General features: G+C 71.8%; 22 protein-coding genes. 12 read left to right on the top strand and 10 right to left on the bottom strand.

Going from position 1 to position 23,977, the window contains the following annotated elements:
* Window positions 1-48: 48 nt before the first annotated feature.
* From IPL89_11300 to IPL89_11275, 6 genes are all read right to left on the bottom strand, one after another.
* Complete coding sequence (locus IPL89_11300; protein ID MBK9063764.1) at window positions 49-1,209, bottom strand: AI-2E family transporter; 1,161 nt, start codon at window positions 1,207-1,209, stop codon at window positions 49-51.
* 47 nt (window positions 1,210-1,256) lie between these two features.
* On the bottom strand, window positions 1,257-2,642 hold the full coding sequence (locus tag IPL89_11295) for an OmpA family protein (GenBank protein ID MBK9063763.1): 1,386 nt from the start codon (window positions 2,640-2,642) through the stop codon (window positions 1,257-1,259).
* A gap of 146 nt (window positions 2,643-2,788) precedes the next feature.
* Window positions 2,789-3,688, bottom strand: coding sequence for a DUF4388 domain-containing protein (locus IPL89_11290; protein MBK9063762.1), 900 nt, complete (start codon window positions 3,686-3,688; stop codon window positions 2,789-2,791).
* A 50-nt stretch (window positions 3,689-3,738) separates the two neighbouring features.
* Entirely contained in the window at window positions 3,739-4,269 is a 531-nt protein-coding gene (locus tag IPL89_11285; GenBank protein ID MBK9063761.1) for a crossover junction endodeoxyribonuclease RuvC, read from the bottom strand.
* A complete protein-coding gene (locus IPL89_11280) occupies window positions 4,270-5,010 on the bottom strand; it encodes a YebC/PmpR family DNA-binding transcriptional regulator (GenBank protein ID MBK9063760.1) in 741 nt (246 codons plus the stop codon).
* Window positions 5,011-5,042: 32 nt separating this feature from the next.
* The gene (locus IPL89_11275; protein MBK9063759.1) at window positions 5,043-6,377 is read right to left on the bottom strand and encodes a MiaB/RimO family radical SAM methylthiotransferase; all 1,335 of its coding nucleotides are present in this window, start codon (window positions 6,375-6,377) and stop codon (window positions 5,043-5,045) included.
* 26 nt (window positions 6,378-6,403) lie between these two features.
* Here IPL89_11275 and IPL89_11270 point away from each other — a divergent pair, with 26 nt between their 5' ends.
* The 12 genes from IPL89_11270 to IPL89_11215 all read left to right on the top strand — a co-directional run bounded on the left by IPL89_11270 (window position 6,404) and on the right by IPL89_11215 (window position 20,106).
* A complete protein-coding gene (locus tag IPL89_11270; GenBank protein MBK9063758.1) occupies window positions 6,404-9,469 on the top strand; it encodes a protein kinase in 3,066 nt (1,021 codons plus the stop codon).
* Window positions 9,470-9,491: 22 nt separating this feature from the next.
* On the top strand, window positions 9,492-9,713 hold the full coding sequence (locus IPL89_11265; protein MBK9063757.1) for a hypothetical protein: 222 nt from the start codon (window positions 9,492-9,494) through the stop codon (window positions 9,711-9,713).
* Between the two features lie 17 nt (window positions 9,714-9,730).
* Window positions 9,731-10,531, top strand: a complete 801-nt coding sequence (locus IPL89_11260) for an ABC transporter substrate-binding protein (GenBank protein MBK9063756.1) — start codon at window positions 9,731-9,733, stop codon at window positions 10,529-10,531.
* Window positions 10,528-11,535 carry an iron ABC transporter permease gene (locus IPL89_11255; protein MBK9063755.1) on the top strand — a complete coding sequence of 336 codons (1,008 nt, stop codon included), beginning with the start codon at window positions 10,528-10,530 and terminating at the stop codon, window positions 11,533-11,535. Before IPL89_11260 ends, IPL89_11255 begins: the two co-directional genes overlap by 4 nt.
* On the top strand, window positions 11,532-12,317 hold the full coding sequence (locus IPL89_11250; protein ID MBK9063754.1) for an ABC transporter ATP-binding protein: 786 nt from the start codon (window positions 11,532-11,534) through the stop codon (window positions 12,315-12,317). The genes IPL89_11255 and IPL89_11250 overlap by 4 nt, the downstream gene beginning before the upstream one ends.
* A gap of 15 nt (window positions 12,318-12,332) precedes the next feature.
* A complete protein-coding gene (locus IPL89_11245; GenBank protein MBK9063753.1) occupies window positions 12,333-13,178 on the top strand; it encodes an acetyl-CoA carboxylase carboxyltransferase subunit beta in 846 nt (281 codons plus the stop codon).
* Between the two features lie 65 nt (window positions 13,179-13,243).
* On the top strand, window positions 13,244-14,452 hold the full coding sequence (locus tag IPL89_11240; protein ID MBK9063752.1) for a bifunctional folylpolyglutamate synthase/dihydrofolate synthase: 1,209 nt from the start codon (window positions 13,244-13,246) through the stop codon (window positions 14,450-14,452).
* Between the two features lie 8 nt (window positions 14,453-14,460).
* Entirely contained in the window at window positions 14,461-15,963 is a 1,503-nt protein-coding gene (locus tag IPL89_11235; GenBank protein ID MBK9063751.1) for a hypothetical protein, read from the top strand.
* A gap of 10 nt (window positions 15,964-15,973) precedes the next feature.
* Complete coding sequence (gene dgt / locus IPL89_11230; GenBank protein ID MBK9063750.1) at window positions 15,974-17,335, top strand: dNTP triphosphohydrolase; 1,362 nt, start codon at window positions 15,974-15,976, stop codon at window positions 17,333-17,335.
* A 22-nt stretch (window positions 17,336-17,357) separates the two neighbouring features.
* Window positions 17,358-18,644: a serine hydroxymethyltransferase gene (locus IPL89_11225; GenBank protein ID MBK9063749.1), complete on the top strand. Its 1,287-nt coding sequence runs from the start codon at window positions 17,358-17,360 to the stop codon at window positions 18,642-18,644.
* Between the two features lie 18 nt (window positions 18,645-18,662).
* Window positions 18,663-19,769, top strand: a complete 1,107-nt coding sequence (locus IPL89_11220; GenBank protein MBK9063748.1) for a hypothetical protein — start codon at window positions 18,663-18,665, stop codon at window positions 19,767-19,769.
* A 37-nt stretch (window positions 19,770-19,806) separates the two neighbouring features.
* Window positions 19,807-20,106, top strand: coding sequence for a hypothetical protein (locus IPL89_11215; protein MBK9063747.1), 300 nt, complete (start codon window positions 19,807-19,809; stop codon window positions 20,104-20,106).
* On the opposite strand, the gene IPL89_11210 is transcribed toward IPL89_11215, so the two are convergent.
* From IPL89_11210 to IPL89_11195, 4 genes are read right to left on the bottom strand one after another with little or no spacing between them, the layout of a single operon-like run.
* Entirely contained in the window at window positions 20,099-20,875 is a 777-nt protein-coding gene (locus IPL89_11210; GenBank protein ID MBK9063746.1) for a glycosyltransferase family 2 protein, read from the bottom strand. The genes IPL89_11215 and IPL89_11210 overlap by 8 nt on opposite strands.
* Window positions 20,872-21,570 carry a class I SAM-dependent methyltransferase gene (locus IPL89_11205; protein MBK9063745.1) on the bottom strand — a complete coding sequence of 233 codons (699 nt, stop codon included), beginning with the start codon at window positions 21,568-21,570 and terminating at the stop codon, window positions 20,872-20,874. Before IPL89_11205 ends, IPL89_11210 begins: the two co-directional genes overlap by 4 nt.
* The gene (locus IPL89_11200; GenBank protein ID MBK9063744.1) at window positions 21,567-23,261 is read right to left on the bottom strand and encodes an NAD+ synthase; all 1,695 of its coding nucleotides are present in this window, start codon (window positions 23,259-23,261) and stop codon (window positions 21,567-21,569) included. Before IPL89_11200 ends, IPL89_11205 begins: the two co-directional genes overlap by 4 nt.
* Before the next feature lie 8 nt (window positions 23,262-23,269).
* Window positions 23,270-23,968: an RDD family protein gene (locus IPL89_11195; protein ID MBK9063743.1), complete on the bottom strand. Its 699-nt coding sequence runs from the start codon at window positions 23,966-23,968 to the stop codon at window positions 23,270-23,272.
* Between the last annotated feature and the right edge of the window lie 9 nt (window positions 23,969-23,977).

Here is a 23,977-nt window from a genome sequence, read left to right as displayed (position 1 = left end):
CCCCCCCCCCCCCCCCCCCCCCCCCCCCCCCCCCCCCCCCCCCCCCCCCTACAGATTTGCGAGCAGGCTCTCGGGCTCTTCCGGAGGCTCGGGGTCCGGCGTCCGCTCGCCGAGGAGCGCGGCCCACGGCGCGTAGCGCTCGAAGCGCTCCGTGACGACCTTGATCGTCGCCGTGAGCGGCACCGCGAGGATCGCGCCCGGCACGCCCCAGAGGATGCCCCAGAACAGGAACGCGAAGAGCACGGCGAGCGGGTGCAGGCGCACGCGGCTGCCCACGATGAACGGCGTCAGGACGTTGCCCTCGAGGAACTGGACGACCGAGTAGAAGATGAGGACCTTCACGGGAAGGGCGGCGTCGCTCGACGCGAGGATCGCGACGAGGAACGCGGGCGTCGTCGACATGATGACGCCGACGTACGGGATCAGGACGCAGACGCCGGCCATCGGCCCGAGCACGTAACCATAGGGGACGCGCAGGACGAGGAGGCCGGCCGTCGTGACGCAGGCCGTGATGAGGACGACGAACACCTCGCCGAGCACGTAGCCCGACAGGACGCGCGCGACGCCTTCGGCGAAGTCCTGCGCGGCGCGTCCGCCCTTCAGCCGGAGGATCTTCGCGACGGCGCCGCCGTACTTCTCGCGGTCCTTGAGCATGAAGAAGGACAGCATCGGGACGGCGGCCGCGTAGAGGAGGAGCGAGAGGACCGTCTTGACCTGGAGGGCGACGCGCCCGAGCGCGTCGAACGCGTCGGCCTCGAGCCGGACGGAGCGCGTCGTCCGGTCGCTCTCGGGCAGCAGGGAGCGCGTCCGCTCCTCGAGCTGCGCGAACAGCCCCTGCGCCTTGGACGTGAAGGCGCGGATCTTCGTCTCGTAGGACGGAAGGTCGCGCGAGAACGCCTCGATCTGGCCGAGGGCGTTCACGACGAAGAAGACGACGAGCGCCGTGAGAAGCAGGATCACGACCAGCACCGCGAGCGTGCGCGGCAGATGGAGCCGCTCGAGGAGCCCGACGAACGGCTGGAGCGCGAAGGAAAGGAACAGGGCGAAGAAGAAGGTCACGAAAAGGACCTTGCCCGCCCACAGGAGCCCGACGACCGCGGCCGTCGCGAGGACGACGAGCGCGCGGGACCGGAATACGCCGCCGCCGCCCGGGCCGGCGCCCGTCGAAAACGTCCCGGTGGAGAAGAGCCCGCTCGATCCCGCGTCCACGGCAGCGTCAGTGTAACGCTGCCGTGGCGGGTCGAATCAGGAGAGGCTCAGGGGAACGTGACCGAGACGACCGCCCGGCGGTTGCGGGTGGCGTCGCCGGCGTCGCCGTCGCCCTTCACCTCGGTCGCGATGCGGGAGCCGTCGATCCCGTGCCTCTTCATGAGGTAGTCCTTCGCGGCCTCGGCGCGGGCCTTCGCGAGCGCCGCGCGGTCGCCCTTCTCCTTGGCGTCCGTCCAGGCTGAGACGGTGCACGCCGCCGCGAGATTGTTCTTCAGGCGGAGGGCGACGCCGTCCAGGATCGCCTTGGCGATGTTCGTCAGGCGGCTCTTGGCCGGGTCGAACAGGATCTCGTCCGTCGTCGAGGTCGCCGGGCGCGCGGCGGGAGCGGTCACGACGGCGGTCTCGGCCGGGGCCGGCGCGGGTGCGACGACGGGTGCGGGCGCGGGGGCCGCGGGCACCGGTTCCGGCGGCGGCGGGGGCTCGTCGGGCAGGACGATCTTGGTCTTCGCGGGCTGCAGGACCGGCGGCGCGTAGGCGAACTGGACGAGTCCGCCGATGGGGGTGGGGGTCGACCCGTACTTGGACCACTGGTCGATCGCGATGCGAACCGCGCCGGAGGCGGAGAAGTCGCCGAACCAGACGCGCCCGCCGATGAGCGCCTCGGAGTAGTCCGAGGCCTGGGTCGTTCCGCCGTCGTAGTGGACCCGGTTGATCTCGCCGATGGCCTTGAAGACCCTCGGCACGATGGGAACCGCGATGCCGACGGCGTTCCGCCACTCGTTGGAGAGGGTATAGCCGCTCGGGAACCCGCCCGGCGAGGGCGAGCCGGTTCCGATGGTTCCCTTGAGGACGTAGCTCGACTGGAACGTGACCCAGCCGTAGGTGAACGAGGTGCCGAAATCGTAGTCGGCGCGATACGTCCCGATCGCGTTCACGTCGTTCTCGGACTGCGTGGGGATCGCGATGCCGCCGAAAATCGTGACGCGCACCGGATCGCGCGGGTTGAGGAGGAGCTTCGTCCCGATCCGGACCTTGTCCATCTCGGAGTGCGTGAAGCCGCCGTAGAGAGCGCGGCCGTTGACCATGCCGTGCCAGGCGTACGAGTCGGCGTTGTACCGGTTCCCGCCGGTCCCGAACACGAGCTCCCAGCGGTCGGTGAGGCCGTAGCCGATGCTGCCGCCGATGCGCTGGAGGTCGTAGCGGAGCGGGTCGTCCGGATACGGCGACGAGTTGGGGACCGGCGCCGCCGTCCGGGGCCACATGCTCCACGACAGGCCCAGGGAGAATCGGCCGCCCGCAAGCATGTCGGCGGTCGTGATCTCGAACAGGCCCGTTTCGCCCGAGAGGGTCGGGGCGACCTGCGCCCGCGCCGGGAGGGAGAGCACGAAACACACGGCCGCGGCGAGGGACAGTCGGGTCCGCATCCGTCTCATCGAATCTCCTTTGCCGCCTGCATCGGGCGTGCGTGCCCGGGTTTGGCGGGGACTTGCCTCGAACCGATGCTCAGAAGACGGGAAATTGCCGATTGAGTCTAACCCGTCCCGGCCTTCGAGAGCAAACGAGGGGAAGGACTTAACGGTCAGAGGAGGGGATTCATCTTCTCGCGGAACCCGCGGGCGGCCGCCGGGCCGCGCAGCGCGGCGATCGCCTCTTCCAGGGTCCGGATCAGGTCGCGCACGACGTCGAGACCCCGGCCGCGGTCGAGTTCGGCCAGCGCCGCGCGGTACGGGCGCTCGATCGAGACGTCTCCGGCGGCTCCGGCCGCGCCCTCGGCCTCCTGTTTCACCTTCGTGCAGAGAATCTGGAGGCTGCGCTTCTCGTCGCCTTTCGAGAGAGCCTGGAAGGCGCCGCTGTGCGTCGAAACGTTCGCGACGCTCTGGCCCGTGGCGGGAGGCATGGCTGGCGCCGCGACCGTGGACAGAACCCGGGCGGTGGCGGCGCGCGCCTTGGAGATCTCGACGAGCTCGGCCGTCACGAGCCCGTAGAGGGTCTTGGCGACGTCGAAGGACGAGAGCTTCAGGCCGCGGGCGATGTCTTCGATCGAGCGCTGGCCGTCCGTCTTCGTCACGACCCGCCACTCGAGGGGCGTCAGCGTGACGGGGCCCGTCATGCCGTCGCGCGCGACGAGGACGGGCACGGAGTCGGTCGCCGGGATCTTGCGCGACAGGATCTTCCACTCGTCGCTGCGGCGGGCGGCTTCGAGGAGGAGATTCGTGTTCGAGCGCGTGATCGTGTGCGCGTCGCTCTCGACGCCCGGGGAGAACTGGAACGTGCCCTGGTTCCAGAGCGCGAGCGCGTAGATCGCGTCGTCCCCCTCGACGTCGCCGACCTTCGCGTGCGTGATCTGCCCGTTCTGGAGATAGACGTATCCCTTCTCGGACGCACGCGTCATCGAGAACATGCCCGTCTTGCCGGAAACCGCGACCAGCTGGACGATGTCGGCGAGCGGCAGCTCGTTCAGAGAACCTTGAAAAGACATCAGTTGCCGTCCGGACGATAGCAGCCGGAGGCGGCTTTCCTCAACACGCGTCAGCCCGCAGGGCGCCGGACGACGACGCGCGCGGCGGCGGTGAGCGCCTCCGGGCCGCGCGTCGCGCCCCGCCGGGCGACGACGAAGCCGTGCGCGAGGGCCGCCGCGGCCGCGTCCGATGCGTCGAGGGCGAGGCGCTTCCCGAGGAGGGCGGTGACCATCCGGCGGACTTGCTCCTTCTCGGCGGTGCCCGAGCCAGCCACGGCGCGCTTGATCTCGGCGGGCGTGATTTCGGCCGGAGCGAGACCGGCCTGGGCGAGCGCGAGGAGGAGGACGCCGCGCGCCTCGCCCAGGGTGATGAGGCTCTGGGCGTTGACGCCCGCGAAGACCTTCTCCACGACCGCGGCCTGAGGCGCCTCGCGCCCGGCGATCTCCGTGAGTGCGCGGTGGAGGTGGGCGAGGCGCTCGGCGAAGGGGAGGGCCGACGGGGGCCGGATGACGCCGGCCGCCACGAGCCGGGGCGCCGCCGTGAAGTCCACGACGGCCCATCCGGCCGCTCGGCTCCCCGGATCGACGCCGAGGATCCTCATCTACTCCTGGAGGTATTTCTCGTCGATGTCGCCGTTCGACCAGACCTTCTGCACGTCGTCGTTGTCCTCGACCATCTCGAGGAGCTTGATGAGCGCGGGAGCCTTGTCCTCAACGGCAACCGTGTTCTGCGGAACCATCTGGATCTCGGCCGTCTGGACGGCGATGTTCTTCGCCTCGATCGCGGCCTTCACGGTCTCGAAGGACATCGGGTCCGTGTAGACCTCGAAGACGTCCGCGTCCTCCGCCTTGAAGTCCTCGGCGCCCGATTCGAGCGCGAGCTCCATGAGCGCATCTTCCTTGACGGCGCTCTTCTCGACCGCGATGTAGCCCTTCTTCGAGAACTGGAACGCCACGGCGCCGGAAGCGGCCATGTTGCCGCCGTACTTCGTCAGGAGATGGCGGATCTCCGAAGCCGTACGGTTCTTGTTGTCCGTCATGACCTCGATGAGGAGCGCAGCACCACCCGGACCGTAGCCCTCGTACATCAGCTCCTCGTAGGTGACGCCCTCGAGCTCGCCCGTGCCGCGCTTGATCGCCCTGTCGATGTTGTCCGAGGGCATCGACGCCTTCTTCGCGGCGAGGACCGCCGAGCGCAGGCGCGGATTCGACTCGATGATCCCGCCGCCGACCTTGGCGGACATCGTGATTTCCTTGATCAGCTTCGTGAAGAGGTTCCCGCGCTTGGCGTCGGCGGCGCCCTTCTTGTGCTTGATCGTGCTCCACTTACTGTGACCGGACATGACTCACCTCAGGCTTTTTAGGGGGGCGAAGTCTAGCAGGGATGCGCTTCCAGCGTGCCGTCCTCCGGAGATGCGGCCAGGCGAACCGCGAGCCGGCGGCCGGGCGCCGCGTCGGCGGCCGGGAGGCGCAGCCCGACGTCGAGGTAGTGGTCGGTCAGGCCTCGTCCGCCGCGAAGGACGACGAGGTCCGCGACCGTGCCGGACGCGCGGGCCGCGAAGGAGGCGGCCTTTGCGTCCCCGAGGCGGCGAAGCGCACGTGCCCGCTCCGTCACCGTGCGGGCCGGCACCGCGCTCTCGCGGTGCCACGCGGCCGCGTCCGTCCCGGCGCGCGGGGAAAACGGGAAGACGTGAAGGGACGCGAACGGGAGATCCTCGACGAAGCGCAGCGTCTCCTCGAACTCGGCGTCGGTCTCGCCCGGGAAGCCGGCGATGAGGTCGGTCGCGAGGTGCAGGCGCGGGTTCGCGCGCACGGCCGCGAGGGCGAGGGACCGATAGCGCGACGGGACGATCCCGCGGCGCATCCGCCTGAGGACGGAGGCGGACCCCGACTGGAGCGGAAGGTGCAGGTGCGGGACGACGACGCGCGACGCCGCGACGCGCGCCGCGAGCTCGACGCCGGCCTCCATCGGTTCGAGCGACGAGAGGCGCACGCGGCACGCCGGTGGGTCGCGCTCGAGGTCATCGAGGAGGGCGAGGAGGCCGCGTTCGTCGCCTTCGCTCCCGCCGAACGCCGCGAGGTGGATGCCCGTCAGGACGACCTCGGGGACGCCCGATGCGCCCAGCGCCCGCACGGCGTCCGCGACGTCGGCGCGCGAGGCGCTGCGCTCGGCCCCGCGCAGCTTCGGGACGATGCAGAACGCGCAGCGCCGGCGGCAGCCGTCCTGGATCTTCAGGAACGCGCGCGTGCGGCCGGCGTCGAGGAGCGCCGACGCGGCCCGTCCCTCGGCGGGCATCGCGAAGAGTGCAGCGCCGCAGGTTCCGTCGTCGCCCGCGATCTTGCCGGGGAGAAGGCCCGCGTCGCGAGCGTCGAGGAGCGCCCCGAGGCCGGCGCGCGCGGCGAGAGGGACGACGAGGTCGACCTCGCGCATCGCGGCGAGGCCGAGGGCCTCGTCCTCGGCGAAGCAACCCGAGACGACGAGCGTCGCCTCCGGACTCTCGCGGCGGAGCCGGCGGACGGCCCGCCGCCCGTCGCGCAGGGCGCGCTCCGTGACCGCGCAGCCGTGGAGGAGGACGACGTCGGCCCCCGCCGGCGATGCCGCGCGGGCGAAGGTCGCCGCGGCCCAACCCGCGTCGATGCGGCTCACCTTGCAGCCGAGCGCCTCGACGAAGAGGCGCCTCTCGCGGGGATTCGTTGACACGCCCGACATGCGGGCGATAATAGATTTTTCGAATAATGAAATTCCTGTTGATCGAGTACGAACCGCGGTATCTCGACCGCATCCGGGGATTCCTGCTGACGCAGCCGGACGTCGAGCTCGTGGCGGCGCGCGACGGCGAGGAGGGCCTCGAGGCCTACCGCCGCGTCCGGCCGGACCTCGTCCTCGTCTCGTCCGTTCTCCCGAAGATGCGGACGCCGGACGTCATCAAGGGCATGCAGGCCATGGGGCCGACGCCGCCGATCCTGCTCATGATGTCGGGCTACAAGGGGCGCAACAAGCGCTCGGACGCCCAGCGCGTCGGCGCGACGAGCATTCTCGAGAAGCCCTTCACGGAAGAGGTCTTCCAGGCCGAAGTCGCGATGGCGCTGGGTCTGCGCCCGGTCCTCGACATGTCGCCCCCCTCGGGCGCCAGCGACCCCGGCGCACCTCTTCTCTCGGCGTACGACATCTTCTCGGACGTCCTGACCGGGCTCGGCGAGGGCGGCTCGAACGACACCGTGCCGTCTCAAATGGTGACGACCGGCATGCCGCCTCCGCGCTCCTCGTCCGCCACGAACCCGGCGTTTCCGGCTCCGCCGGCGAAGCGTGTCTCGTCACCCGCGGCGGACCCGGTTCTCCAGAAGCGTCTCGAGGACACGCTCTCGGGCCTCATGCCCCCTCCACGAAAGCCCGTGAGCGGCCCGTTCCCCGCCGCGGACGAGCCGCTGCGTCCCGTCCCGACCGAGCGGACCGCGCGCATCAACGTCGAGCAGGCGCTCGGCGCGCTCGCGCAGTCGGCCGCGTCCGGATCCGCCCGACCGGCCGATCCCGCCGCGAACGCATCGGTGGACAAGCTCCTCAAGGACACGCTCTCGGGGCTGATGCCGATTGCGAAGACGGTTCGCCCTGCCGCGCGCGAGGTCTCCGGCGAAACGCTGCGGCTGAAGACTCCGCCCCTCGAGCCTCCGGCGCCGCGGCCCGCGTCCGCGGTCCCGGCCCCCGCCGCGACCGCCGCGGCGCTGACGCCGTCTGCGCCGCCCCGCGTGGCGGCGCCGGCCGCCCCGCCGCGGCGCGTCACGCCGGCGCCCGGCCAGTTCGGGCGGTACCAGCTCCTCGAGAAGATCGGCTCCGGCGGCATGGCCGAGGTCTTCAAGGCCCGCATGCGGGGCGAAGAGGGCTTCGAGAAGATCGTCGCGATCAAACGCATCGTCCCGCACATGGCGGCGAACGACGCGTTCATCACGATGTTCATCGACGAGGCCAAGCTCGCGGCGCAGCTCAACCACAACAACATCACGCACATCTTCGACCTCGGGAAGGTCGACGCGTGGCACTACATCGCGATGGAGTTCGTGGAGGGCAAGGACCTCCGCACGCTCCTGAAGCTCGGCAAGGAGCGTTCGTACCCCCTCCCGCCGGAGCTCGCGCTCTTCGTCGCAGCCAAGATCGCGAACGCGCTCGACTACGCGCACCGCCGGCCTGCGGCGGATGGGACCGAGCTGAACCTCGTCCACCGCGACGTCTCGCCGCAGAACATCCTCATCAGCTACGAAGGCGACATCAAGCTCTGCGATTTCGGGATCGCGAAGGCCGCGAGCAAGGTCTCGACGACGATCTCGGGGGCTCTCAAGGGCAAGCTCCAGTACATGTCCCCGGAGCAGGCGTGGGGAAAGCGCGTGGACCGCCGCAGCGACGTCTTCTCGCTCGGCGCCGTCCTCCACGAAATGCTCACGGGGGCGCCGCTCTTCGAGGGCGACACGGACATGTCGGTCCTCGAGCGCGTCCGCGAGGGCGAGGTCGAAGCTCCGTCCGCGCGCGGCGTCGAGGTGTCGAAACGCGTCGACCAGATCGTCCTCAAGGCGCTCGCGAAGAATCCGCAGGAGCGCTACCAGAACGCGTCCGAGATGGAGAAGGACCTCCACGCGGTCCTCTACGCGTTCCAGCCGTCGCCCGGGCCCGCGGACGTCGCGATTTACCTGCACCGTCTCCTCGAGGCCCCCGAGTCGTCCCCGACGGGCGACGAGATCGACGCGGCGTTCGACAAGGCGCGCGACTCGGTGCCCGCGCCCGCGGCGGCTCCGGTGCTGCAGAAGAAGGGCAGGGGCCTCCTCATCCACCAGACGGGAGAGATGCAGATCCCGTACACGCCTCCGGCGCCCGCGCCGCGCGAGAGCGCTGCCGTGCCGCGACGGGAGGCGCCGCGCGCGGCCGCCGAGGCCGCGGCGTCGATCCCGGCGGCGGGCGAGTCGAAGGGGAGCCGCACGGGTCTCGTCGCGGGGATCGGCCTTGCGGCCGCCGCGCTCGTCGGCGTCGCGCTCTTCATGACGAAGGACAGGTGGTCGGGCCCGAAGGCCGCTCCGCCGGCGCCCGCGCCGAAGACCGAAGTCTCGGCGCCCGCGCCGGAAACGGCGTCCGCGCCGGCCCCGGCTCCCGCGGCCGAGGGGCCCAGGGTCGTCGACCCGAAGGCCGTCGAGGCCGAGGCGCGCCGGCTCGCCGCCGAGCGAGAGAAGGCCGCGACCGCCGCCAAGGCCGCAAGCGCGAAGACGGGAGCCGCGCCGGCGCCCGCCGTCCTGACGCTCCAGCCGAAGACCGTTGCCGAGGCCCCGAAGGAGGCGGCCGTGAAGGCGCCGGAGCCGCTGCCCGTCGCGGCCCCTCCCGTGGTGGCGCCGCCCGTCGTCGCGGCCGCGCCGAAGCAGGAACCCGCGGCCGCCGCGCCGGTTCCGACGGAAGTGTCCGCTCCCGAGAAGGCGCCGGTGATCCCGGCCGCAACGACTGCGCCCGTCAAGGAGGGCGAGCTCGTCGGCCCCGGTGAAGGCGTCGTCGAGCCGAGGCTCGTGCGCCTTGGGCCGATGAGCGGCCTGCCGATGCAGGCCCGGCAGGTCAAGCGGACCCCGGACGGATCCATCGGGACGCCCGTCATCATGGCGCTCGTCGACGAGAGGGGCGTCGTCGTCGAGACCCGCCTCATCCGGCCCTCGAGCTACAAGTTTGCCGACGACGCGGCCGCGCGCGCCCTGAAGGGTGCGACAATCGAGCCGGCGACCAAGGACGGCGTGAAGGTCAAGATGTGGAAGACCTTCCCGATCGCCGTTCGTCCGTGACCGTTCGCCCGAGGAGTTGCGCATGAGCCTTTCCGAAGAGCAAAAGAAGTTCTACGAGCACACGCGGTCGGTCACGAAGGCCGAGATCGACCAGCTCGAGGGCGACATCCAGGCCGAGCTCTCCAAGGTCAAGGAACGGCTGGCCGACCTGCAGAACGCCCAGAAGGCCGCGCGCCAGATGTACGCCGCGGCGTGCCTGAGGCTGGGCGTCCCGAACGACCTCGAGGAAGCCGAGGAATCCTGAGCCTCCGGCTCCTCCTGTTGGCGGCGCTCCTCGCCGCCCCGGTCCCGACTCCCGCTCCGCCCCGGCGCATCGTCGCGCTCGCCCCTTCGGCGGCGGAGATCCTCTTCGCTCTCGGCGCGGCGCCGCGCGTGGTGGGCGTCAGCGACTTCGCCCGCGACCTGCCCGGCGCCGCGGGCAAGGCGCGGCTCGGCGGCTTCGCCCCGGACCTCGAGCGCGTCGTGCAGCTGGCGCCGGACCTCGTCGTCGTCTCGCGGGACGGGACCGACCGCGCCGCCTGGGAGAAACTCACGGCGGTGGGGCTCAACGTGCTCGTGACCTCCGGGACTTCGCTCGACGGCGTGCTCGACGACGTCACGCGCGTCGGCGCGGCCATCGGCGAGCCGGAAAAGGCCGCGGCGCTCGTCGGGTCGCTGAAGGGCCGCATCGCGGCCGCCGAGGCGCGCGGGCGCGCGCACCGCGGGAAGACCGCCCTCGTCCTCGTGTGGCCCGACCCGCCGGTCGTCGCGGGCCGGGCGACGTTCGTGGGCGACGTGCTCGCGCGCGCCGGATTCACGAACGCGGTGCCGGCGGCCGCAGGCGACTGGCCGCGCGTCTCGCTCGAGACGCTCGCCGCGTGGAATCCGGACCTCGTCGTCCGGCCCGCCACCGCCGAGAACGCGGAGGCGTTCGGCGCGGCGCTTCAGGGCGGCGCGTTCCGCGTGGTGCCCGCGGTGAGGGACGGGCGCGTCGCGACGCTGCCCGGAGACCTCCTCGAGCGGCCGGGACCGCGCCTCGTGGACGCGCTCGAAGCGCTCGCGGCTCTCGGGAGCGCGCCGTGACGCCGGCCCCGTCCGGCCGCTCCGCGTGGGCGGCGGCGGTTCTCCTCGTCGCCCTCTTCGCCCTCGTCGGAACTTCGCTCCTCTTCGGGAGCGTGCGGCTCTCGCCCGGAGAGGTCTGGAACGCTCTCTTCGGCTCCGGCGACGCGCAGGCCGTGACGATCGTGCGCGAGCTGCGGCTTCCGCGCGCGCTTCTGGGCGCGCTCGTGGGCGGCGCGCTCGCGGTCTCGGGCGCGGCTCTGCAGGCGCTCCTCGGAAACCCACTCGCCGACCCCTACCTCCTCGGCGTCTCGGGCGGCGCGGCCTGCGGCACGCTCCTCGGCGCTCTCCTCGGCCTCGGCGCGCGCGGCGCGTGGGGAAGCTCGTTCGCGCTCCCGCTCGCGGGCTTCCTCGGCGCCCTCGTGGCGGTCCTCGTCGTGGGCGCCGGCGCGTCCGTCGGCGGGCGGCTGGACCGGGGGCGCCTCCTCCTCTCCGGCGTCGTCGTGAACGCGCTCGCGTCCGCGGTCCTCCTCTTCCTTCTGTCCTTCGGCGACGCGGCGCGCACGCAGTCGTTCGTGTTCTGGATGCTCGGCTCGCTCGCGGGCGCGACGCCGGGCGCCGTGAAGGCGCTGGCCGTCTATGCGGCGCTCGGCCTCGCCCTCCTCCTGCCACTCGCCCGCGCGTTCGACGCGCTCGCGCTCGGCGAGGAGACGGCCGCGACGCTCGGCGTCCGGGTCGAGACGGTGAAGCGCATCGCGTACCTCGCGGCCTCGCTCCTCGCCGCCGCCGCGGTCGCGACGACGGGGATCATCGGCTTCGTCGGCCTCCTCGTCCCGCACGCCGTGCGCCGGCTCGCGCCCGGACACCGCGCGCTCCTCGTCCTGTCGTTCCTCGGAGGCGCGGCCCTTCTCGTCGCGGCCGACGCCCTCTCGCGGTCCCTGTTCGCGCCGGCCGAGATTTCCGTCGGAGCCGTGACGGCCCTGCTCGGCGCGCCCGCGTTTCTCGTCCTCCTGAGGGCCCGCCCGTGACGCCGCGGCTCGAGGCGCGCGGCCTCTCGGCCGGGTACGGCGGGAAGGCCGTTCTCGAGTGCGTCTCGCTCGGCCTCGCGCCCGGGCGCGTCACGGTGCTCCTCGGCGAGAACGGCTCGGGCAAGTCCACGCTCCTCAAAGTCCTTGCCGGCGTCCTGAAGCCAAGGGCCGGAGTAGTCCTCCTCGGCGGGCGGAGCCTCGCGTCCGTGCCGCGCAAGGAAGCGGCTTGCGCGATCGGCTACCTTCCGCAGGGCTTCGAGCCTCTCTTCCCGATGCGGGCGCGCGACCTCGTTCTTCTCGGCCGCACCCCGCACCTCGGAGCGTTCGGAGCGCCGGGTCTCGCGGACCGCGAGGCGGCCGCCTCCGCGCTCCTCGAGATGGACGCGACCGCGCTCGCGGACGCGGACATCCGCGCCATGTCGGGCGGCGAGCGCCAGCGCGTGCTCCTTGCCCGCGTCCTCGCGGGCGCCCCGGACGTTCTTCTCCTCGACGAGCCGACCGCGAACCTCGACCCGCGCCACCGTTTCCTCGTCCTCGACGCGATGCGCCGCCGCGCCGCCGCGGGCGGGAGCGTCCTCTTCTCGACGCACGAGATCGACGTCGCCTCCGAGGGAGCGGACGACGCCGTCCTCCTCGCGGGAGGGCGGGTCCTCGCCGAGGGTCCGGTCGGCGCCACGCTCACGGACCGGCTCCTCTCGGAGCTCTTCGCCGTCTCGGCGTGCGTGAGCCCCGGCCCCGGCGGCAAACCTCTCGTCTCGTTCGGGCCACGCACGGCGCGGTAAGATCGTCGTTCACCCATGTGGTTTCGCAAGGACAAGGGCCCGCGCGCCCCGCGTGACCCCAAGACCGCGGCCTCGCTCGGCGAGGGGCTGTTCCTCAAGTGCGAGGGCTGCCGCGAGACGCTCTATCTCAAGGAGCTGGAGCGGAACGTGCGCGTCTGCCCGAAGTGCGGGTTCCACTTCCGGATGCCGGCAGCCGAGCGGATCAGGCTCCTCCTCGGCGACGGCGCCCAGCTGCTCTTCGAGGGCGTGCGCCCGATCGACCCGCTGAAGTTCAAGGACGGCAAGCGCTACCGCGACCGCCTGCGGGACAGCGAGGCGAAGACGGGGCGGCCGGACGCGATCCAGGCCGCGCAGGGCGAGATCGACGGCGTCCCGGCGGTCGTCGCCGTCCTCGACTACGCGTTCATGGGCGGCTCGATGGGCTCGGTCGTGGGTGAGGTGCTCACGCGCTGCGCCGAGCTCGCGCTCAAGGAGCGCAAGGCCTACGTGATCGTGAGCGCTTCGGGCGGCGCGCGCATGCAGGAGGGGATCCTTTCGCTCATGCAGATGGGCAAGGTCTCCGCGGCGCTCGCGCGGCTCTCCGCCGCGCGGATCCCGTACGTCTCCGTCCTGACGGACCCGACGACGGGCGGCGTCACGGCGTCCTTCGCGATGCTCGGCGACGTGAACATGGCCGAGCCGAAGGCGCTCATCGGCTTCGCGGGCCCGCGCGTCATCGAGCAGACGATCCGCCAGACGCTGCCCGAGGGCTTCCAGCGCGCGGAGTTCCTGCAGGACCACGGCTTCGTCGACCTCGTCGTCCCGCGCCCCGAGATGCGCGCGACGCTCGCGCGCGTGCTGCGGCTGCTCCAGACGAGCTGATGGCCGGGACCGGGAGAAGAAGATTCGGACTCGGATTTTCTTAGAAGGTTAATGGGGCCCGGGACTTGAGCGCCGTCGTCGCTTCTCCGGGGCTGGCGTGGCTGGACGCCCTCGGCCCGCAGCGCATTCGACCCGGGCTCTGGCGCACCCGCTCCCTTCTTTCATTTCTGGGAAATCCCGAATTTTCCTTTTCCTCGATCCTCATCGGAGGAACGAACGGAAAAGGCTCCACCGCCGCCTCCGTCTCCGCGATCCTCACGGCCGCGGGCGTGCCGTGCGGCCTCTACACGTCGCCGCACCTCGTGTCCGTCACGGAGCGCGTGCGCCTTCTGGATCGGGACGTCTCCTTCGCGGCGCTCGACTCCGCCCTCTCTCTCGTCGCCTCCGTCTCGGCGCCCGGCGACAGGGGGCCGACGTACTTCGAGGCGATGACGGTCGCCGCGTTCGAGCTTTTCAGGCGGGCGCGCGTTTCGGTCGCCGTCGTCGAGGTCGGGATCGGCGGGCGGCTCGACGCGACGAACGTCCTCGAGCCCGAAGTTTCCGTCGTGACGAACGTTTCCGCCGACCACCTCGACGTCCTCGGGCCCGCGCTCGAGGACGTGGCGCGCGAGAAGGCCGGCATCTTCCGCAGGGGCCAGCCCGCGCTCGTCGGGGCGGAGGGCACGGAGGACGGGCCGCGCGCCGTTCTCCACGCGGAGGCCCGGCGGATCGGCGCGCGCCTCGTCGAAATCCCGCCCGCGCCGCACTGGGAGGGCCTCTCCCCGCTCGCGGGCGCGCACCAGCTCGGCAACGTCTCCCTCGCGGTGGCCGCCGCGCGCGCGGTCGCGCCGCTCGACGACGCGGCGATCGCGCGCGGACTCGGGGCGACGCGCTGGCGCGGGCGGCTCGAGCGGATCGAAAGTTCGGGCCGGCGGCCGCTGCTCGTGGATGGCGCGCACAACCCGCCGGGCGCCCTCGCGCTCGCGGCGCACCTCGACGCGGCCGGCCTTTCGGGCACGGTCGACCTCCTCTTCGGCGGGATGGCCGACAAGGACCTCACGGCGGTCTTCGCGCCGCTCGCCGCGCGCGCACGCCGGATCGTTCTCGTGGCCCCGGCCTCGCCGCGGGCCGAGGACGCGCGCCGCCTCGCCGAGCGGCTCGGCCGGCCGGACCTCGAGACGGCGCCGTCCGTGGCGGAAGGACTCGCGCGCCTCGAGGCCGCGGGCGGCGACGGGCCGATCCTCGTCGCGGGCTCGCTCTATCTCGCCGGAGAGGTGCTCGCGCTCCGCGGCTAGAATCGCCTGTGCGAAGGAACCCGGGGCTCGTCCTCTTCGCGGGGTCCGCGCTCCTGCTCGGTGCGACCGTCTGGGCCCCGGCCCTCCGGGACGCGTTCTTCGTCTACGACGACTTCGCGCATCTCGACCTCTGTCAGCGGCATGTCTTCGCCGACGTCTTCAGGCAGACGATGGTGAGCACGTTTCGGCCGGTTGCCTTCGGCTCGTTGTGGGCCGAATTTCGGTTCTTCGGTTGGGAATGGCCGGCCGGGTACGTGGTGGTGACCGCGCTCCTCTTCCTGCTCAACGCTGCCCTCCTCTGGCGCGTTCTGCTTGCATTCGGTGAAACGGCGCTCGTTTCCGGGCTCGCCGCGACGTTCTTTCTCCTGTTTCCGGCCACGATCGAGGTTCGCGTATGGCCCGCCTGTCGGTTCGACGCGCTGTGTGCAACGGGAGTCCTGCTCTCCCTGCTTGCCTGGGCGGGGGCGTTGAGGTCGGAAACCAGGTGTGGCTTGCGCTTTGCTCTCGCCTTGATCGCCGTCACGTTCTTCTTCCTGGCCTTGCTTGCGAAGGAACCCGCGGTCGGGTTGCTCGCGTTGCTCCCCGTCCTGGCGATGGAGAGGCGTCGCCGGCCGCGATGTGGGAGTCGCGCCGGGGTTGGGATCGCGGTCGGCTCCTTGGCACTGGCGACGCTGGTCTTCCTTGTCGTGAGGTCCCGCGTCATGCCCTTGACTTCCACGCACTACGGCGAGGCGGTGGCGCTCTTCCGCGGTGCGCCGCTCCTGGAGCACATCGGCGCCTTCGCAAAGGGGTTCGCCGCCGCGCCGTACTTCGAGGCACCTTCCGCGGTCTGCTCTCTCGTCCGCGTTTCAGGTTTCCTGGGCGTGGCCGGGATCATTTCCGGACTCTGGTCGGCGGGAGCGCTCGCGGGCGCCGGCTTCTGTCTCGCATCCGGGGCGTTTCTCGGTCTCGTGATCTGGATGCCGTTCGTGCCGGGAGGAGCCGGTGGAGGCCGTCTCCTGTACATGCCTTCGCTCCCGGCGGCGATCCTCTTCGGAATCGGGGTGGCCGCCGCTCTCGAGACGCCGGCGGCGCTGCGCGATTCTCCGATCGCCGCTCGGGCCGCCCGTGCAGCGGCCGTCGTTCTCGTCGCGGGTTTCGTGCTTGGATCTCTTGCGAGCGGCAGTTCCGCGGGCGGCCGGTGGCGCGAGGCCGCGCGTCTTTCGCGGTCGGTCATGGCTCAGGCCGAGGCGAAGGCCGATGCGCCCGCGCTCTTCCTGAAGAACGTGCCGTGGGGCTTTCGCGATGGCCCACCCGTGATGTCCTGCTATGCCTTTCCGGCCTATCTCGGGCGTCGCGGAGCTCGCGTGCCGCTTTTCCGCTGCGACGGCGTGATCGTCGAGAGGGGCTGGCGGGCCACGATCGAATGGACTCCGCGCCGGCCGGATCCCTACTCCCAGTACTCCACGCCGAGAGAGGACGAGGCCGCCGTGGAGTTGGATCTTCAGAAGAGCGCGCCGGCCGGAGGCTAAGATCGGACGCGTGACGGAAAGCCCGGCGAAGAGCCTCGTCCCCGCCTACGACAAGAAGGCCCTCGAGGCGCTGGAAGACGCGCGCCTTGCCGTCTACGCCTCGCGCGCCTCGCGCGCCGTGCGCCGCTACCCGGTCGCCGAGGAAGGCAAGACCTACGACTACCGGACGGAGTACCAGCGGGACCGCGACCGGATCATCCACTCGCGCGCGTTCCGCCGGCTCAAGCACAAGACACAGGTCTTCATCCCGTTCGAGGGGGACCACTACCGCACGCGGCTCACGCACACGCTCGAGGTCACGCAGGTCGCGCGGACGGTCGCACGGGCCCTCGGCCTGAACGAGGACCTCGCCGAGGCCTGCGCGCTCGGGCACGACCTCGGGCACACGCCGTTCGGCCACTCGGGCGAGAAGGTCCTGAACCGCATTCTCACGGGCACCGAGCCCTCGTTCCCGCTCGACGCGAAGCTCGCGGCGCAGGTCGGCGCGTTCAAGCACAACTACCAGGCCGTGCGCGTCGTCGACGTCCTCGAGAAACGCTACGAACACCCGGGCCTGAACCTCACGAACGACACGCGCGAAGGGATCCTCAAACACACGACGTGGCGGCGGGATTTCCCGTTCCCCGACGTGGACGCCGAAGGGCTGAACCTCTCCTCGGGCGGCCACCTCGAAGGCCAGGCCGTCGCATGGGCCGACGAGTACGCGCAGCAGGCGCACGATCTCGAGGACGGTCTGAAGCTCGTGGACTTCGAAAAAGTCCTCGGGCTCGCCATCTCGAAGGCCGTCGTCGAGGCCCTCGGGCCCGCGTGGACGGGCGCGACGGACAAGGCCGTGCGTCAGGGGATGCTGATCCGCGGGATGATCCACCTCCTCGTCACGGACCTCATCACGTCCTCCCGGACGGCGATCGGGAAGTGGCTCGAGGCGAAGTCCGTGAAGACGCCCGACGACTTCTACGCGCAGCGGCGGAAGCTCCCGGGCTCGCTCGTCGCGCCGTCGAAGGCGGGGCAGCGCTTCTACGAGGAGCTCAAGGAGTTCATTTACCAGCACATCATCCACAGCCACCGAGTCGCGCAGCACGACGGGCGCGCCCAGCTCGTCGTGGCGGCGCTCTTCGCGGCGTGGTACCGGAACCCGCGCCTCCTGCCCGACTACGTCCTCCTGCGCTACCGCGACCTCGCGGGCGTGACCTACCTCCGGGACGTTCCGCTCAAGCGGCTGGATGCCGAGATCGCGGGGAACTACCTCAGAAAGCCGCTCTTCCTGCGTTCCATCGCGGACCACCTCGCGGGCATGACCGACAGCTACGCGCTCTCGGAGTACGACTCGATGTTCTCGGCGTACCCGCGCCACGCGCCCGGCGCGCCGTAAGATCGCGTTTCCGGAGGACCCCATGTCGACCGCCGTCCGCCCCGCCTCGCTCCTGAACCGCTCCCTCGCCGAGGCCGATCCCGAGATCGCCCGCATCGTCGCCGCCGAGACGGCGCGCCAGAACGAGGGGATCGAGCTCATCGCCTCGGAGAACTTCACGTCGCGGGCCGTCATGGAGGCCGTCGGCTCCACGCTCACGAACAAGTACGCCGAGGGCTACCCGGGCAAGCGCTACTACGGCGGCTGCGTCCACGTGGACGAGGCCGAGTCCCTCGCGATCGCACGCGCGAAGGCCCTGTTCTCCCCGGGCAACCCGGATGCGATCCACGCGAACGTCCAGCCGCACGCGGGCTCGCAGGCGAACACCGCCGTCTACATCGCGTGTCTCAAGCCCGGCGACACGATCCTCGGGATGTCGCTCGCGCACGGCGGGCACCTCACGCACGGCCACCCGCTGTCGATCTCCGGCAAGCTCTATCGCGTCGTCTCCTACGGCGTCTCGAAGGACACCGAAACGATCGACTGGGACGCCTTCGCGGCGACGGCGGCGGCCGAAAAGCCGAAACTCATCATCGCGGGCGCCTCCGCCTATCCGCGCACGCTCGACTTCCCGCGCTTCCGCGCGATCGCGGATTCCGTCGGCGCGCTCCTCATGGTCGACATGGCGCACATCGCCGGCCTCGTTGCGGCAGGCGTCCATCCCTCTCCGGTGGGCCACGCGCACTTCGTGACGACGACGACGCACAAGACGCTCCGCGGCCCGCGTGCGGGCCTGATCCTCTGCACGCCGGAGTGGGCGAAGGAAGTCGACAAGGCCGTCTTCCCGGGAATCCAGGGCGGGCCGCTCGAGCACGTCATCGCCGGGAAAGCCGTCGCGCTCCGCGAGGCGGCGACGCCCGAGTTCGCGGCCTACCAGCGGCAGGTCGTCGCGAACGCGAAGGCCCTCGCGGCGAGCGTTGCCGCGGAGGGTTTCCGCCTCGTGTCGGGCGGGACGGACAACCACCTCTTCCTCGTGGACGTGGGGAAGAAGAACCTCACGGGCAAGGTCGCGGAGAAGGCGCTGGACGCCGCCGGGATCACCGTGAACAAGAACGCGATCCCGTTCGACCCGAACCCGCCCATGGTGACGTCGGGCCTGCGCATCGGGACGCCGGCCGTCACGACGCGGGGCATGGGCGAGGGTGAGATGAAGGCGATCGGCGGGCTCATCGCCGAGGTCCTCGCCGTGCCCGAGGACGCCGCCGTTCAGGCGCGCGTGAAGGCGAAGGTGCGCGAGCTCACGTCGGCGTTTCCGCTCTACGGACTCTGAGGTAGAGTCCGCGGTCTCGTGACGCGGGCGCCGAAAATCCTGCTCCTGGCGGGAGCGCTGGCCGCCGCGTTTCTCCCGGCGACCCGCGCGAGCGGCCAGACCCCCACGCCCACTCCGGTGCCGCCGAACGTCATGGTCACCGGAACGTGCGACAACGCGCTGAATTCCTCCTTCACGATCACGAACGTCGGCGGCAGCATGACGGTGAACTGGACGTGGGAGATCCTCCAGAACGGCGTGTTCCTGACGAACGGCACCTTCAAACTCAACGCGGGGCAGAACCTCGTCCTCACCATCAACGGCCTCTCCGGGACCATTGCGGTAAACATCCGCGACGCGGGCAATGCGATCGTCGCGACGGCGACGGCGATCTGCGTGACGCCGACCCCGACCCCGACGCGGACCTTCACGCCGACGCCCGTGCCGCCGAACGTCACGGTCACCGGAACGTGCGACAACGCGCTGAATTCCTCCTTCACGATCACGAACGTCGGCGGCAGCATGACGGTGAACTGGACGTGGGAGATCCTCCAGAACGGCGTGTTCCTGACGAACGGCACCTTCAAACTCAACGCGGGGCAGAACCTCGTCCTCACCATCAACGGCCTCTCCGGGACCATCACGGTGAACATCCGCGACGCGGGCAATGCGATCGTCGCGACGGCGACGGCGATCTGCGTGACGCCGACCCCTACGCCGACGCGCACGTCGACGAGAACGCCGACACTCACGATCACGCCGACGTTCACACGCACGCCAACCGTGACGGTGACGCCCACGCGGACGCCGACACCGACACCGACGCTCACCTTCACGGCGACGTCCACGTTCACGGCGACGTCCACGTTCACGGCGACGTCCACGCCAACGCCGACGCCGACGCCGACACCGACGCCGACGCCGACGCCGACTCCGACCCGCGACTCCGACCGCGACCCCGACCGCGACCCCGACGCCCACGTCGACCGCGACGTCGACCTTCACGTCCACGGCGACGCCGACGGTCACGCCGACGTCGACGCGGACGCCGCTGCCGCCTGGCGGGGCCGTCGGGATCGACGGGCCGAAGCCGGCGCCAGGCGGGACGATCCATGCGTCGGGACAGGTTCCTGTCGCGGGGCTTGAGGCGTGCCTCGCGCTCGTCCCGAATGGGACCTGGGCGGTGGGGGCGCCGTTCGGCGGGACGGCGGTGCTCTCGACGACGCTGCCGGGAGGGCCCTCGGCGCTCTTCACGCACGCGCCCGTAGGGGCCGCGCCGGCGGCAGGGGCGTACGACGTCCTGCTGCTGGACGGCGCGTGCGGGTCGGCCTCACCGGCGATCCTCGCGGCCTACGCGGCGGGGCCGGACCCGGGCCTCGACATGTCCGTGCCGGACGTCCCGGCGGTCGGCGGCGCCGGACGCCTCGCGCTTGCGGCGCTCCTCGCGCTCGCGGCCCTGCCGCTCCTCAGGCGCCTCAGCTGACGCGCCGCGCGCGCGTCGTGAAGCGGATCCGGAGGACGTCCCAGTACGCCTGGGCGCCGCCGAGGAGCGTCACGCGCGAGTCGGCCGAGTTGAACCAGAGGACGGGCACCTCGGCGATCGCGTACCCGAGCTGCCGCGCGAGGAGGAGCGCCTCGACGTCGTACGCGAAGCGGTCCACCTTCGCGCGCGAGAAGATCTCGCGCGCGGCCTCGCGCGTGAAGAGCTTGAAGCCGCACTGCGTGTCGTGGATGCCCGGCACGGCGACGAGACGGACGAGCCGGTTGAAGAGCTTGCCCATGGCCTGCCGGAAGAAGGGCTGCTTCTCCTTGACGAGCGCCTCGTCGAGGGCGCGCGAGCCGATCGCGACGGGTGCGCCGGACGCGGCGAGCTTCTCCCACTCGTAGACCGGCGTCGAGAAGTCGGCGTCCGACACGAGGACGAGCGCGCCGGCCGCCTCGAGGCAGCCCGCGCGCACCGCGGCGCCCTTGCCGCGGTTCTCCGCGAGGCGCAGGAGGCGCAGGGGAAGGGCGTGCCGCCGCGCGGCCTCCTCGGCGCGCGGTCCCGTCGCGTCGGAGGAACCGTCGTCCACGACGAGGACCTCGATCCGCGGCGCGGAAGCCCGGGCCGAGAGGTATGCCGCGATCGTGCCGAGGGAGGCGGGCAGCCGAGCCTCCTCGTTGTACGCGGGGATCACGATCGTGAGGTCGACGGCGCTGCGCGACGGCGCGGCCTCCCGCCGTGTCCGGGTGTCGAGGGCGCCGGCGCTCACGCGGGGGCCGCCTCGAAGACGAACTGGTATCCGAAGAGAGTCGGCCAGGCGGCCGCGAGGAGGCGCGCGCCGGCGCGGACGGGCCCGGCAAGCGGAGGCGTCCCGAGCGCCGGGAGCGCGAGCTCGACGGGCATCGCGGTCGCCGTCTCCCAGCCGATCCGCAGCCCCGAGCCCTCGAGGAGGCCGCGGGCCGAGGCGCGCGTGTAGAAGCGCACGTGCGTGCGGTCGAGGATCCCGCGATCCGCGTACGGGAAGCGGCCCGCGAGGAGCGCGGCGCGCACCGTGACGTTTGCGACGTTCGGGAGCGAGACGAGGAGCGTTCCGTCGGATTTCAGCAGCGGCTTGAGCGCCGAGAGGAGTTCGCCAGGGCGGGGGAGATGCTCGAGGACGTCGCCCGCGACGATGACGTCGAACGGCTCCTTCCAGGGCGTCGAGATTCCTTCGAAGATGTCGCCCGTTACGGCGTCGTCGAAGAACCGGGCGCCTTCCGCGGCCGCGCGCGGGTCGAGCTCGATGCCCGCGAGGTAGCGACACGCCGGACGAATGCGCTCCCCGAAGTGGCCGGCCCCGAACCCGAGGTCGAGAACCGCAAGGCCCCTTCCCCGTGCCAGCACCCTTTCGAGGAGGATGACGTGCGACGACCCCGGAATCTCCTTCCAGGGATACGTCGGCTCTCCCGCTGCCGCGGAGCTCAAAGCGGCGACCTCTGGGCGATCGGCACGCGGCGCCCGGTGCCGAACGCCTTCGCCGAGACCTTCAGGCCCGGCGCGGCTTGCCGGCGCTTGTACTCGGAGAGATCCATCATCCGCGCGATCCGCTCCACGAGCGCGCGCGGGGCGCCGGTGGCGCGCGCGGTCGCGTCGAGCGTGAGGTTGCGCTCCACGAGCCCCTCGAGGATCGCGTCGAGGACGGGGTACGGCGGCAGCGAGTCCTGGTCCGTCTGGCCGGGCCGAAGCTCGGCGGAGGGCGGTTTCTCGAGCGAGGCGAGCGGAATGAGGTCGCGGCCGGCGCGCGCGTTGAGATGCCGCGCGAGCGCGTAGACGCGCATCTTCGGGAGGTCCGAGATCGGCGCGAGGCCGCCGCACATGTCGCCGTAGAGCGTGCAGTAGCCGACGGCGAGCTCGCTCTTGTTCCCGGTCGTCAGGACGAGCGCGCCCCGCTTGTTCGAGAAACCCATCACGAGAAGCCCGCGGAGGCGCGACTGGACGTTCTCCTCCGCGACGTCCTCGGGGCGCCCCGCGAACACGGGTTGGAGCGCGGCCCTGGCGTCCTCGAAGAGCCTCCCGATCGGCAGCACCTCGAAGCGGATTCCGAGGTTCCCGGCGAGCGCGCGCGCGTCCGCGACCGAGCCCTCCGACGAATACGGAGAAGGCATCCCGAGACCCGTGACGTTCTCCTTCCCGAGCGCGTCGACGGCGAGCGCCGCGACGAGCGCCGAGTCGATCCCGCCCGAAAGGCCGAGGACGGCCTTCCGGAACCCGCACTTCCACGCGTAGTCGCGGATCCCGAGGACGAGCGCGCGGCGGAGGGATTCGAGCGGCTCGCCCCCGGCGTCGTCGCCGGAGTCCGCCGGAACGCCGCCCGACACGGGGACGACCCGCGCGCGGCCGTCCGCTGCGCGCACGACGTCCGCGACGAGGAGGTCCTCCTCGAAGAGCGCCGCGCGCGCGCCGACGCGGCCGCGGTCGTCGAGCACCATCGACCCTCCGTCGAAGACGAGCTCGTCGTTGCCGCCGACGAGGTTCAGATACGCGACGCTCACGCGGCCGTCCCGGGCGTAACGCGCGAGCATCCGGCGGCGCAGCCGTGCCTTGCCTTCGGAGAACGGCGATGCGGAGATCGAGACGATGAGCGTCGCCCCGCGCCGGACGAGCGCCTCGCCCGGATCCTCGTGGTAGAGGCGGCGCGCGCGCCAGAAGTCCTTGTCGTTCCAGAGGTCCTCGCAGACCGGCAGTCCGAGCCTCTCGCCGCGGAAGGGAACGACGGCGCAACCGGCGCCCGGCTCGAACCAGCGCCCCTCGTCGAAGACGTCGTACGTCGGGAGAAGAGTCTTCTTCGCGAGGATGCGCACGCGCCCGCGGTGGAGGAGGGCGGCGACGTTGTGGAACGGCTTGCCCGTCTTCTTGCGATTCGGGACGAACGTGCCGACGAGGAGCGCGGTGCCCTTCGTCCTCTTCGCGAGCGCGGCGAGAGCCCGCGCGGCCTCGCGCTGGAATGACGGGCGCTCGAGGAGGTCGCGCGGCGGGTAGCCGCAGAGCGCGAGCTCGGGGACGGCGGCGAGGTCGGCGCCGGCCTCCTCGGCGCGCGCCAGAACCGCCTCGATCTTCGCGGCGTTGCCCGCGAAGTCCCCGATGGTCGTATCGATCTGGCCGAGGGCGAGCCGCACGCGGCCCCCTAGGGCTGTCCGGCCGGCTCGGGCGCCTCGACGCCTTCGATCGTCGTGCCGGAGAGCAGGTCCGCGAGCGTGCGCCCGCGGCGGTCGAATGCGGCGACGAGGAGAGGAACGCCGGCGAGCGCCCCCGTCAGCAGGAAGCCGAGGAACCTCCGGAACGCCGCGGCGAGGGTCGGCGATCCGCCGTCGCGCGCCCGGATGCGAAGGTCCGCGAGCGCCATCCCCGGCGTCGTGCCCCAGACGAACGGCGCGAGGACGAGGAGGACGAGCGCCGCGAGGAAGAGGAACGCCGCGAGCGGCGCGAACGCCGCGGGCGGGAAGCGCAGGTCGAGAAGGAGCGCGCCCGCGGCGAGCTCGACCGCTCCGACGAGCGCGAGGATCAGGAGGTCCGCGAGCCCCGCCGCGACGCGGCGCGCGAATGCGACGGCATGGGGGCCTTCGTCGCCGGGCTCGGACTCGACCTCGCCGGGCCGCGGCGGCGCGAGGATCTCTTCGGCGGGGCGGACCGCCGACCGCGTGCGCTCACGCGGCGGCTCGGCGGCCGCGCGGGGCTCGTCCCGGGGCGGAACGCCGGTGTGGAGCGGAGTCTCGGCCGCGTCGCCGAACAGGTCCAGCGTCCGACCGGCCGCCCGCTTCCGCCCGCTCTCCGGCTCCGGAGCAAGTGGGTGCTCGGCGAGGGGATCGCGCGGCGGCTCGGCCATCTGCGGCGG

Source organism: Acidobacteriota bacterium, from assembly GCA_016716715.1.
Lineage (GTDB): Bacteria > Acidobacteriota > Thermoanaerobaculia > UBA5066 > UBA5066 > Fen-183.
This window is presented reverse-complemented; position numbering and strand designations above follow the sequence as displayed.